Genomic DNA, 13,178 nt, shown 5'->3' with positions numbered 1-13,178 from the left:
TTTCACCTCTTTATTGTACGTTTTCAGGAACACCTAAATGTCTTGCAACATAGCGGCACATTTCTTTTTCGAAATTACCATATGTGTATAAAAAGATATCTAAACCTTCTTTTTGATACAGACGAGTAGGGTCTTCTTGTTGGTATTGTCTTAGCCCGATGCCTTCTTTTAAGTGGGTCATTGCATCTAAGTGATTTACCCAGTTCTGATCTAGGAAATGAAGGGCAACATATCGTAGCGACTGCTGTAAATCAGTATTGCTATTTAGTTCATTTACGCGCTCTTTATATAGAGATAATGTATCTTTCAAAACGGATTGTAAATCTTCCGGTGAGTGTACATTATTCGCTGATAGTGATGGTATGTTTTTTACCGGTAAAATTTCGTTTATACTTGCTGTTAAACGAGCGAAATCCCATTCTTCCGGAAGCATACCTTCTAAAAGATATTGTTTAGAAATAGCTTCTACAGCATGATCAATCATTGGAATAATAATTTCAATCATATTTGTATCTTCTTGCAACAAGTTATTACGTAATTTATAAATAACGTTACGCTGGTCATTTATTACATCATCTAACTTTAAGTTGTACTCACGCATTGAGAAATGGCTACCTTCACAAATTAATTGTGTACGGTTCACGAAATCATGGACTTTAGAAGTGAGAATAAGTCCTGTTTCATCTGCTTTCAGTGATTTATTTAATTTCTCGACTTCTTCTTGTGCGAAACGTTTTAGCATTTCATCTTCTAAAGAAAGGAAGAACTGAGAGCTACCTGGATCTCCTTGACGACCGGCACGACCTTTTAACTGATTGTCAACACGTCTTGATTCATGGCGTTCTGTTCCAATTACATGTAAGCCACCAATTTCATGGACACCCTCACCTAGTAAAATATCAGTACCTCGTCCGGCCATATTCGTCGCAATTGTAATTTGTCCTTTTTGTCCAGCTGTTGCGATTAAATCCGCCTCTTGTTCTGCGCTTTTTGCATTTAATAATTGATATGTAATATGCGCTTCATCTAAGTAACGAGCAACAGTTTCTGATTGCAGAATAGACATTGTCCCAATTAAAATCGGGCGTCCTTGTTTATTGTGTTTTAGAACATCTTCACGTACAGCTTTATATTTAGCATCGGCTGTTACGTACACGACGTCATTTTTGTCTTCACGAATGATAGGACGGTTTGTCGGAATCGGCATAACTTCCATGTTATATACACGATTAAATTCTTTTTCTTCCGTTTTTGCTGTACCAGTCATACCAGATAATGCTGGATACATACGGAAGAAGTTTTGAATTGTAATGGACGCTTGTGTTTGGTTTTCTTCTGTGATTTCTATACCTTCTTTTGCTTCAAGAGCTTGGTGTAAACCATCGCTTAAAGAGCGACCATCCATAACGCGGCCTGTGAAAATATCTACGAGTAGAATTTTTTCATCATGTACAATATAGTCAACATCACATTGGAAAGCGACATGAGCTCGTAATGCTTGAATCATATAATGATATAAAGTTTGATGCTCTAAATCATATAGGTTATCGATATCAAATAAATCTTCTATTTTTGTAATACCGTCTTCTGTAAAACTAGCAGATTTCGTTTCTGCATCGTACGTGTAATGAAGGGTATCTTGGAATGATTTAATAACTTTTGCACATAAATAGTGTAAATCAGAGCTGCTTGATTTCTTACCAGCGATAATAAGAGGCGTCTTCGCTTCATCAATTAAAACGCTATCAATCTCATCGATAATAGCAAAATGATAAGGACGTTGTACCTGCTCATTTTTTGAAGCGGCCATATTATCTCGTAAATAGTCAAAGCCAAATTCTGTTCCAATACCATATGTAATATCAGCTTCGTAAGCAAGTTTCTTTTCGGCAGGATCGATTTGAGGAATATTTAATCCAACCTTTAAACCTAGAAATTCATGAACTTGGCCAATTAATTCTTTATCTCGTTTTGCTAAATAGTCGTTTACAGTAATAACGTGAACGCCTTTTCCTTCAAGAGCACGTACGTACGTTGGAAGAGAAGAAACTAATGTTTTTCCTTCACCAGTTGGCATCTCGGCAATATTACCTTCTAATAGTACAAGACCACCAATTAACTGCACGTCATAATGACGTAATCCAAGTACACGCTTTGCAGCTTCACGTACAACAGCGAACGCTTCTACTTTTATATCATCCACTGTTTTTCCATCATGTAGCATGTTTTTAAATGTGCTCGTTTTATGACGTAATTCTTCATCAGATAAATCAGATAGTTTTTCTTCTAAATTATTAATTTCTTGAACAAGTTGTTCATATTTTTTTAGTTTTCTCTTTTGAGAATCTCCTAACAGCTTTTTTACCGAATTCAGCATGTTGTAAACACTCCTCTTACTGACAATAGCTACATTATAGCACATGTTTATCCGGAATAAGTAGAAGTAGTAAATTGAAGAAAAAACTGGATAGAATTAAGGTGTTATTGCAAATAGTATATTTGAAAGCCATTAAAGAAAGAGAGTATTCAATGTATAATAAATTTGGTATGATAGCTAAATGAGATAAAGTGGAATTTTTCTAAAAAGAGAAGAATATAGTTATCTCGTTTTATGATGTAATATGTATGAAAATTATATATTGAAAGAAAAGAGCTAGAAGATGAATAATAAGTTTGTGAAAGGCGCTGCGATTTTAACGATTACAACGTTTTTATCGAAAGTGTTGGGAAGTTTTTTTCAAATCCCATTACAAAATATAGCAGGAGATGAAGTGCTGGGGATTTTTCGCCTTGTTTTTCCTGTATATATGATTGCTTTAACTTTATCAGTAGCGGGAGTACCGCTAGCTATATCACAGTTAATTGCTGAACTTCATGAGAAGAATGATAAAGAAGGGATTGCTAAACTATTTACGTCAGCATCTATTATTGGAGTAATATTTGGGGTGCTTGGATTTTCAGTTATTATGATTGGATCCAGCATGTTTGCAAATATGCTTGGCGGACAAGATACGAGACTCCCATTAATTATTACTTCGTTTGCTTTATTAATCGCACCATATATGGCGGTATATCGAGGGTATTTCCAAGGTTTTGGAGATATGATTCCTACCGGGGTGTCACAAGTAATTGAGCAATTCATTCGTGTTTTCTTTATGTTAGCAATTGCATTCTTATTTGTATCTTGGAATAAAGACAGTGATGTTGTAACAGGTGGCGCAATGATTGGTTCTTGCCTTGGGGTAATTACATCACTTATTTATTTAAGATTGAAGTATGTAAAAAGTATATATCGTTATAAAAGCACTACATATTCATTACAAGATTTTAAAAATAATGCAAAAAAGATACTTCAGGTTTCGATTCCAATTGCAATTGGAGCATTATCGATGCCGGTGTTAAATTTAGTTGATTCTGTAACGATTCCACATATGTTGCATGAATCTACTATAACGATTCAAGAACAATTTGGTATATATAGTCGTGGCTTTGCGTTTACACAATTAATTGTCGTGTTTGCAAGTGCGATGGTATTTCCGTTAATCCCGCTGTTAACTGCTGCATTAACAAAGAAAGATATAGCGTTAGCAAAACAAACAATTGAACGAACAAATGAGCTTGCTCATGTTTTAACAACGCCGATAACAATCTGGCTCATGGCGCTTACAGTTCCGTTAAATGTTGGATTGTTTACAGACGCTAAAGGAAGCGGCATGTTAGCTATTCTAATTGGTAGTTCGTATTTTACATCACTTATGGTATTATCAATAGGAATTTTGCAAGGAATTAACCGTTCTAAGCAAGCGGCGTGGATAGTTGTTGGAGCGAGTTTTGTAAAAGTCATATTAAATATAGTACTCGTAAGTAAATTTGGCATAACTGGTGCGGCTTATAGTACACTTATCATATATATCATGATTTGTATCGTAAATTATATATACATTCGAAAAGAATTGGCTTATTCGATTCGAATAGGGAGATTTTTTGCTGTAATTGGCGTATCTAGTATAGTAGGGATAGGATTATATTTCACATCTACTGTAATAAATGTGGTAGATTCTAGACTTATCGCAATGATATATAGTGGTTTAGCATTTTGTGTGGCCTTGTTCATATATGGCATATGCGCATTAAAGTTGAACTGGATATCCAAAAAGCAAATCCCATTTTTACGTAAGTGAATTTTCCCATAAATGAGTATGGTTATTTATATGTTTGTGAAAGAAATCAATTTGAAGTTATCCAACTTTTCTTATTAAAGAGTTGATAGCAATTTGTTGAATGACAAAAAGTTGATTGCGAAATGTTGGAGGAGATTAAGAGTGCGGTTAGTTTTATCAGGATATTATGGTTTTTATAATGTTGGGGACGAAGCAATTTTGCAATCAATTATTAAAGCGCTACATGCAGAGGATCCTACTCTGGAGCTTGTTGTACTTTCGAATGACCCTGACTATACAAGAAAAATGTACGGTGTAGAGGCAGTAAATCGTTGGGATATAAGAGCAATTTATAAGGAAATAAAGAGAAGCGATGGTTTAATTAGCGGAGGGGGAAGTCTCCTTCAAGATAAAACGAGTATTAAAAGTATTTTGTACTATACAGGTATTATGCGGATTGCTCGTTTTTTGAAGAAGCCGTATTATATTTATGCGCAAGGAATTGGTCCAATTACGAAAAGACAAAACCGTTTGTTAGTGAAATGGCAAGTATCAAAAGCGGCATACATATCAGTTCGTGATGAAGATTCATTTCTATATTTAAAAGACATGGGTATTAAGAAAGATATCGAACTAGTTCCAGATCCAGTATTGGCATGTCAACCAGAAGGAATGAAGTCGGAGTGGCTGCAAAAACATTCAATTCACGGGAAAGTAATTGCAGTTAGTGTGAGGTATTGGGACGCGAAAGAAGATTATATGAAGAAGCTAGCAGATACGCTGAAAAAATTTAAGCGTGATGGATATCATATTTTATTCGTACCAATGCATGGGCCATTTGATCAAAATGCATCACGCGATATTATTAACTTAATGGGAGAAGAAGCTCATATGCTTCCATATAAGCTGGATATTCATGAGAAAATTTCAATTTTGTCGGAATGTTCGCTTCTAATAGGGATGAGACTTCATGCGCTCATACTATCTGCGGTTGCCAATATTCCTATGGTCGGTATCTCATATGATCCAAAGATTGATTCGTTTTTACAACAAGTAAATCAGCCGATTATTGGAAACGTAGATGGTGACTGGTCAGCTGAAACTTTGTATAATGTGGCCGCGAAACAACTAGAACAAAAAGAATATGTACAAGTAACATTGGAACAAAGAGTAGAAGAGTTGAGAGAACAAATTTCAACAGCGTCTCGATACATCATAAGTGACTTGAATTCAAAAGAGTCCAAAAAAAGAGGAATGCGATCTTAATTTAAGAGGACATCCTCTTTTTTATTTTTTGAAAAAAAGAAAATGTCGAAAGAAATAAAACGTTTGTAGAAAAATGTCGAATTAAAGGAGTGATTTTAAACTTATGCTCATAAAAAAGGCAGTTTAAGAGATAAGATGTATGTTTAATAATCCTAAAATTAATATATAGTGAATGTTGGTTTTTGGCGTTTTATTTAGTAAATTATAGAAAAATAGGTATGGGAATTTCGGAAAATTTGATGGTAAGAAAAATGTCGAATTATATAAAAATAATCTGTCGATTAATGTCGTAATATCTCTATAGTTAGATGTTGAAATTGGAAACGTTTTTCTGTTATAGTTGTAAATGGTTATAAGAAGATTGTTAAAAATGTAATTCTGACGCGTTTTTCTATTCATTTAAAATATTCTGATTTTATAATTTGAATCTTGTGAAATGAAAGTCGAAAAAACGATCGTTTAGAATTGTGAAAATTCACTTTTTTGTCGAATTTAAGGTTTTAAATTGGATGAAAAGGGTGTATGATTTCTTTATGATTCTGTAATACGGGATATTCTATTATTCTGTATAAGGAATACTTTAACCACATTTATATCTACTAGTTTCAAAAATAAATAGAAGATCTATTTAAAACATTATGGAACTAGTATTACATTCCTAAGGAGGAAATATATAAAATGGCAAAGACTAACTCTTACAAAAAAGTAATCGCTGGTACAATGACAGCAGCAATGGTAGCAGGTGTTGTTTCTCCAGTAGCAGCAGCAGGTAAAACATTCCCTGACGTAGATGGTCACTGGTCTAAAGAATCAGTTTACTACCTAGTAGAAAAAGGCGCTATCGCAGGTAACGACGATGGTACATTCGCTCCTGATCGTGAAATCACTCGTGCAGAAGCAGCTACAATGATGGCTAAAATCTTAAACTTACCAATCGAAAAAGATGCTAAACCATCTTACGCTGATTCTCAAAACCACTGGGCTTCTGCAATCATCGCAGCAGTTGAAAAAGCTGGCGTTGTTAAAGGTACAGGCAACGGCTTTGAGCCAGACGGAAAAATCGACCGTATTTCAATGGCATCTCTTCTTGTAGAAGCTTACAAATTAGATACTAAAGTAAACGGTACTCCAGCAACTAAATTCAAAGATTTAGAAACATTAAACTGGGGTAAAGAAAAAGCTAACATCCTAGTTGAATTAGGAATCTCTGTTGGTACTGGCGACAAATGGGAGCCTAAGAAAACTGTAACTAAAGCAGAAGCTGCTCAATTTATTGCTAAAACTGACAAGCAGTTCGGACAAAAAGCAGAAGCTAAAGTTGAGTCTATTAAAGCAGTAAACGCTAAAGAGATCGAAGTTAAATTCGGTACTGAAATTAAAGATGTAACTGCTGCAAACTTTGAAATCAGTGGTCTTACAGTTACACCAAAATTAAGCGAAGATAAAAAATCTGTTATCTTAACTGTAGATGGAGATGCGAAGTTAAAAAATAAAGAAGCTTACGTTTTAACTGTTAAAGACGTAAAAGCTGTAGATGGTAAAGATGTTCCTAAAAAATTAGAAGTTATCTTCTTTAACGATGAAGTAGCTCCAACTGTATCTACAGTAACTACTCCAGATGGAAAAGTAAAAGTGGTATTCAGTGAGAAATTAGATACAACAAAACCTGTTACAGTAGTAGTTAACGGTCAAGAAATTGCAGGAGATGTTAAAGACAATACTTTCACTTCTAAATCTGCTTTAAAACTTGAAAACGGTAAAGAATTCTCTATCATCGTTAACGGTGCTACTGATTTAGTTGGTAATGCAATGTCTATGTACCAAGGGAAAGCAACATTCAAAGTAGAAAAGGATGTAACTGCACCTGAAGTAAAAGAAGTTAAAGTAACTGACATTACTGCTGATGGAAAAGTAACTTTAGAAGCAACATTCACTGAAGAACTTAAATCACTTAATAAAGTAACAGTTAAAAAAGGAGACAAAGCTCTTCTTGAAACTAGTAATGCATTAAATGCTACAGGTGATAAAACAAAAGCAACATTCACTGTAGAAAAAGGTGTATTTGCTGAAAACGAAAATGCTGCAAACTTATCTGTAGAATTTGTTGGACACACAGACCTTGCAGGTAACGTTGGAACAAAAACAACAAAAGCTGTTCAAGTTTCAAAAGATGTAGTAGCACCTAAGTTTACTAAAGTAGAAACTGATGGATTAGATGCTAAATTAGTATTTGACAAAAAAGTTAACACAGTAGATGCAAAACAATTACGTGTTATCAACCTTGATACAAGTAAAGAAGTAGCAGTTCCAGCAGAAAATGTTACTGCAAATGAAAAAGAAGTAACTGTTAAGTTCGCTGAAAAAGGAAACTACAAAGTATTTGCTAACAAAGCATTTGTAGCAGATGCTTCTGGTAATAAATCAGCTGCTTTTGAAACAACTGTTAAAGTTGCACCAAAAGATGTAGTAGGTAAAGATGCTCCAAAAGCTACTGCAAAATTCGAAGCTAACAAAATCGTAGTTGACTTTGATAAAGCTGTTAAAGGTGGCCAAGGTGCAACTTCAGCATCTAACGTAAATAACTACACATTAGATGGTAAGAAATTACCAGAAGGTACAATCATTGTATTAAGCGAAAATGGAAAACAAGCTACAATTGAATTACCAGCATCAGCTAAATTCGATGCAACAAAAACTGTTGTATTTACAGTAGCTAACGTTGAAAGCACAGAAAATGTTAAAATCAATAATACTGACTTATTAGTTACAGTTGTTGATAATACAGCTCCTGAATTCAAATCAGCTAAAATTACAAAAGTTGATGCTAAAGAAATCACTTTAACATTCTCTGAAGCTGTAAAAGTTGATACAGCTGACTTCACTGTTGACTTAAACGGTGTAGCATTAACAGTAGCAAAAGCTGACGAAAAAGCAGAAGCTGCTAAAGACGTAGTTCTTAAAGTAACAGCTCCAACAGATGTTAACTTAGCAACTGGTACAGTAACAGTAAAAGCTACAGAACTAGAAAATAATGCTAAATATGAGTTCAAAACTGCTGACAAAGCAGGAAATGCACTTGTTGCTTTCAAATCAGTAACAGCAACTCGCTAATTGAAATTTATTTCAATAGAAAGAGTCCACAACATGTGGACTCTTTTTTTATCTAATTTTTTATATAAAACGAGCTCTGAAACGTAGATCATATTTTGCAGATTAGTAGTTAGCTTTATTGAGAAATAAATCAAAAGCGCTTTCAAAAATAGAAGAATACCTCATTGATATGTAAAATATTTGTGAATATACACCTTTTTCTGTTAAAAAATCATTCGAAAAGAAGAAAAAAATGTCGAAATGTAATAATTTTAGTCAAATAAAGTCTGAAAATTGTATTTTTTGTAAAAAATATTTAGGTGCTGAAGTGGAAATATGTGCTATAATTCCAATTGTGTATTCGATATGAAAAATATACGAAGCGCAGTGAGAGTGGTTTTATAGGAAAACAGTTTGTTCATTTCTATATTTGAGTATTATTAATATCATAATAATACAATTAAAAGACTGAATTATCAGAATGTGTCGAATCTTCTTTTGAGAAAGTTCTTGATAACGAATGGTTTTGTATAGTATGATGAACTTGTTTCAGAAAATGGTATTTAAACCTTATATTTACATCTAACGGTTTATATCATTTTATTATGTGAACTACTTTTCATTATAGTTTTTTGTTTATGTTTTTATTGTTTTATGGCTTTTCTAACTAGCTAGTTTTCAAATTTAATATGATATGAAACTAGTAGCATATTCCTGAAGGAGGAAATTTATAAAATGGCAAAGACTAACTCTTACAAAAAAGTAATCGCAGGTACGATGACAGCAGCAATGGTAGCAGGTGTTGTATCTCCAGTAGCAGCAGCAGGAAAATCATTCCCAGACGTTCCAGCTGGTCATTGGGCAGAAGGTTCTATTAACTACTTAGTAGAAAAAGGTGCAATTACAGGTAAGCCAGACGGTACATATGGTCCAACCGAGTCAATCGATCGTGCTTCTGCAGCTGTTATTTTCACTAAAATTTTAAATTTACCAGTTGATGAAAATGCTCAACCTTCTTTCAAAGATGCTAAAAATCTTTGGTCTTCAAAATATATTGCAGCAGTTGAAAAAGCTGGTGTCGTTAAAGGTGATGGAAAAGAAAACTTCTATCCAGATGGAAAGATTGATCGTGCTTCATTTGCTTCTATGTTAGTAAGTGCTTATAACTTAAAAGATAAAGTTAACGGCGAGTTAGTTACGACATTTGAAGATTTATTAGATCATTGGGGTGAAGAAAAAGCAAACATCCTAATTAACCTTGGAATTTCTGTAGGTACTGGTGGTAAATGGGAGCCGAATAAATCTGTATCTCGTGCAGAAGCAGCTCAATTTATCGCATTAACAGATAAAAAATATGGCAAAAAAGATAATGCACAAGCATATGTAACTGATGTGAAAGTTTCTGAACCAACGAAATTAACATTAACAGGAACTGGATTAGATAAGCTTGCTGCTGAAGATGTAACTCTTGAAGGAGACAAAGCTGTTGCGATTGAAGCAAGTGCTGACGGTACTTCTGCAGTTGTAACACTTGGTGGTAAAGTAGCTCCAAATAAAGACCTTACTGTAAAAGTGAAAAATCAATCATTCGTAACGAAATTCGTATACGAAGTTAAAAAATTAGCAGTTGAAAAACTTACATTTGATGATGATCGTGCTGGTCAAGCAATTGCCTTTAAATTAAACGATGAAAAAGGTAACGCTGATGTTGAGTACTTAAACTTAGCAAACCATGACGTCAAATTTGTAGCAAATAACTTAGACGGTTCACCAGCAAACATCTTTGAGGGTGGAAACGCTACTTCTTCTACAGGTAAACTTGGTGTTGGCCTTTCACACGGTGACTATAAAGTAGAAGTACAAGTTACAAAACGTGGTGGTTTAACAGTTTCTAACACTGGTATTATTACAGTGAAAAACCTTGATACACCAGCTTCTGCAATTAAAAACACTGTATTTGCGGTAGATGCAGATAAAAACGGTGTAGTATACGGTAATAAACTTACTGGAAAAGACTTTAAGTTAAACAGCCAAAACTTAGTTGTTGGTGAAAAAGCACAAATTCATAACGTAGTTGCTACAATTGCTGGAGAAGATAAAGTTGTTGATCCAAACTCAATCAGCATTAAATCTTCAAACCACGGTATTATCTCTGTAGTAAATAACTACATTACAGCTGAAGCTGCTGGTGAAGCGACACTTACTATTAAAGTAGGCGACGTTACAAAAGATGTTAAATTTAAAGTAACGACTGATTCTCGTACATTGAAATCAGTAAAAGCTAACCCAGATAAATTACAAGTTGTTCAAAATAAAACATTACCTGTTACATTCGTAACAACTGACCAATATGGCGATCCATTTGGTGCTAACGTAGCTGCAATTAAAGAAGTTCTTCCAAAAACTGGTGTAGTTGCAGAAGGTGGATTAGAAGTAGTAACGACTGACTCTGGTTCAATTGGTACAAAAACTATTGGTGTTACAGGTAACGAAGTAGGAGAAGGTACAGTTCACTTCCAAAATGCTAACGGTGAAACTCTAGGTTCATTATATGTGAACGTAACAGAAGGTAACGTTGCATTCAAAAACTTCGAACTTGTATCTAAAGTAGGTCAATACGGCCAATCACCTGATACAAAACTTGACCTAAATGTTTCTAACACAGTTGCATATCAATTATCTAAGTACACTTCAGATCGCGTATACTCTGATCCTGAAAACTTAGAAGGTTATGTAGTTGAATCTAAAAATCCAGCTGTAGCTGAAGCTAAAATTGTTGGAAATAAAGTTGTTGTTAAAGGTTTAAAACCAGGTAAAGTTGATATCCACTTAACGAAAAATGGTGCAACTGCTGGTAAAGCGACAGTTGAAATCGTTCAAGAGAAGATCGCTATTAAATCTGTAAACTTCAAACCAGTTCAAACAGAAAACTTCGTTGAGAAGAAAATTAACATCGGTACTGTATTAGAACTTGAGAAGAGTAACCAAGATGATATCGTAAAAGGTATTAACTTAACGAAAGATACACAACATAAAGTACGCGTTGTGAAATCTGGTGACGACCAAGGTAAACTTTACCTTGATACAAATGGCAATGCTCACTTCGATTTATTTGATCAAGAGCTTGGTCATGTAACAGTATCTCAAACAAGTGATTCTGCACTTCCAAACTTCAGTGCAGACATCTACAATACTTTAACTACTAAGTACACTGACAAAGGTACATTAGTATTCAAAGTATTAGGTGAGAAAGATGTTCTAACAAGCGAAATCGGTTCACAAGCTGTACACGTGAACGTGCTTAACAACCCAAATCTATAATTCGATTATAGATAAAGTGAAAAATCAGTGGGGATTGAATCCTCACTGATTTTTTTATAGAAAGAAACCTCTTGTACATGTACAAGAGGCTTCTTTCTATTTCTTAAACTTAAACATATCCCCACTCAAATTCGAATCACTATACACGAACAATACCATGTTAATGTTGTTGTCTTTTATGTATTGATATACATCTTTTTCGTGATAGTGACGCAGGTCAAGGATGGATGTATGTTTAAAGCTTTGTGCTAAGTGTGGCACGATTGCGTTTGCGAATGAGTCTTTTAGGACTAAGGCGCGTACTTCATTTGGTGCATTGTTATTTTCAAAGACGATTTCTGGATAGTCGTCTGTGTAATAACCTGCGTAGGAAGTTATATCTTTTTGTTTTTCTACGCCGTATATGTCATCTAAGTTTTGATGAACAGTACCTTTCACATCTTTTGCGGTTACGCTTGTGAAGTTGAAACCGTCATTCGGTGTGTAGTAGCATAATTTTTCACCATTGGCATCGATGAGTTGGTATAGTTGGTTGTTGAAGCTTCCGACTAAATGTTTATTTTGCGCACATGTACGAGTGTAGTCTTCTTTTTTTATTTCTTTTCCTTTATAGATAGAAGATTGTTGCCCGATTGTGTTCATTATATATTGGTAGCCTACGAAGGCACCGTCCATATTCCAATGATGATCTGTTTTGAAATACATGTTCTGTATTTCATCGTTCGTATAGTTGTGTTTGAATTGCTCCATCAGTTTTATTGGCTTTACGTCAGCTGGAAGTTTTTTTAGAAAATAATTTAAATTTTCCTGTGCATATGTGTGAATATGAGAAGGTAATTTAAATGATAATGCATTCGTTTTTGACGGTGGTAAAGCAAAATAAAACTCAACGTTTTGTTCTTTTAAAAACTGAGATAAATCGTTTATAGCGGGCATGGATTGGTCAATTTCATTATATTTTTTCGTCCACGCTGGGTTTTTAAGGAGCCATTTATCATCAGTCAAAATAATGTCGTTAATGAGAGATTTGCCCATATTAATTTGAGCAATCGTATAGTTTTTAATAAGCTCATCTCGTCCGATTAGTTGATCATTTGTGTATGTTTCAAAATCTTTAAAGAAGCTACCAGTTAGGAGAGCTTCTTTCGTAAGTGCTGGTTTTTGAGCGAGCGGCCGATTTTCAACTGGTGAAATGTCTCGGTCTGTTTTGAGTAACGATAATATGCCAAATGAAAAGATAATGGTGAGAAAACCGATAAACAGGATGAGGTTTCCCAATTTTTTCATAATAACTTTTCCTTCCTACATAAAGTGAAACTTGAATTAGTGGAGGGTGTTCAT

General features: G+C 34.3%; 6 protein-coding genes. 4 read left to right on the top strand and 2 right to left on the bottom strand.

Annotated elements, in window-relative coordinates:
• Positions 1-10: 10 nt before the first annotated feature.
• Complete coding sequence (secA2, locus tag VF726_RS22995) at positions 11-2,377, bottom strand: accessory Sec system translocase SecA2 (RefSeq protein ID WP_440172430.1); 2,367 nt, start codon at positions 2,375-2,377, stop codon at positions 11-13.
• 283 nt (positions 2,378-2,660) lie between these two features.
• Between secA2 and VF726_RS22990 the strand changes: the two genes are divergently transcribed.
• The 4 genes from VF726_RS22990 (at position 2,661) to VF726_RS22975 (ending at position 11,837) form a co-directional block, all read left to right on the top strand.
• Positions 2,661-4,181, top strand: a complete 1,521-nt coding sequence (locus VF726_RS22990) for a putative polysaccharide biosynthesis protein (RefSeq protein ID WP_440172427.1) — start codon at positions 2,661-2,663, stop codon at positions 4,179-4,181.
• Between the two features lie 141 nt (positions 4,182-4,322).
• Complete coding sequence (gene csaB / locus VF726_RS22985) at positions 4,323-5,426, top strand: polysaccharide pyruvyl transferase CsaB (protein ID WP_440172425.1); 1,104 nt, start codon at positions 4,323-4,325, stop codon at positions 5,424-5,426.
• A gap of 678 nt (positions 5,427-6,104) precedes the next feature.
• Entirely contained in the window at positions 6,105-8,537 is a 2,433-nt protein-coding gene (locus VF726_RS22980; RefSeq protein ID WP_440172423.1) for an S-layer homology domain-containing protein, read from the top strand.
• Between the two features lie 714 nt (positions 8,538-9,251).
• Entirely contained in the window at positions 9,252-11,837 is a 2,586-nt protein-coding gene (locus tag VF726_RS22975) for an S-layer homology domain-containing protein (protein ID WP_440172420.1), read from the top strand.
• Positions 11,838-11,933: 96 nt separating this feature from the next.
• On the opposite strand, the gene patB1 is transcribed toward VF726_RS22975, so the two are convergent.
• The gene (gene patB1 / locus VF726_RS22970; RefSeq protein WP_440172418.1) at positions 11,934-13,124 is read right to left on the bottom strand and encodes a secondary cell wall polysaccharide O-acetyltransferase PatB1; all 1,191 of its coding nucleotides are present in this window, start codon (positions 13,122-13,124) and stop codon (positions 11,934-11,936) included.
• Between the last annotated feature and the right edge of the window lie 54 nt (positions 13,125-13,178).

It is taken from the genome of Bacillus sp. Brlt_9 (assembly GCF_051948935.1).
Lineage (GTDB): Bacteria > Bacillota > Bacilli > Bacillales > Bacillaceae_G > Bacillus_A.
The sequence above is the reverse complement of the archived record's forward strand: the minus strand, read 5'-3'. Positions and strand labels throughout refer to the sequence as shown.

Excerpts from the sequence above, each read along its gene's own strand:
- secA2 (WP_440172430.1), bottom strand. The coding sequence starts at position 2,377 with ATGCTGAATTCGGTAAAAAAGCTGTTAGGAGATTCTCAAAAGAGAAAA.
- VF726_RS22990 (WP_440172427.1), top strand. The coding sequence starts at position 2,661 with ATGAATAATAAGTTTGTGAAAGGCGCTGCGATTTTAACGATTACAACG.
- VF726_RS22980 (WP_440172423.1), top strand. The coding sequence starts at position 6,105 with ATGGCAAAGACTAACTCTTACAAAAAAGTAATCGCTGGTACAATGACA.
- VF726_RS22975 (WP_440172420.1), top strand. The coding sequence starts at position 9,252 with ATGGCAAAGACTAACTCTTACAAAAAAGTAATCGCAGGTACGATGACA.
- patB1 (WP_440172418.1), bottom strand. The coding sequence starts at position 13,124 with ATGAAAAAATTGGGAAACCTCATCCTGTTTATCGGTTTTCTCACCATT.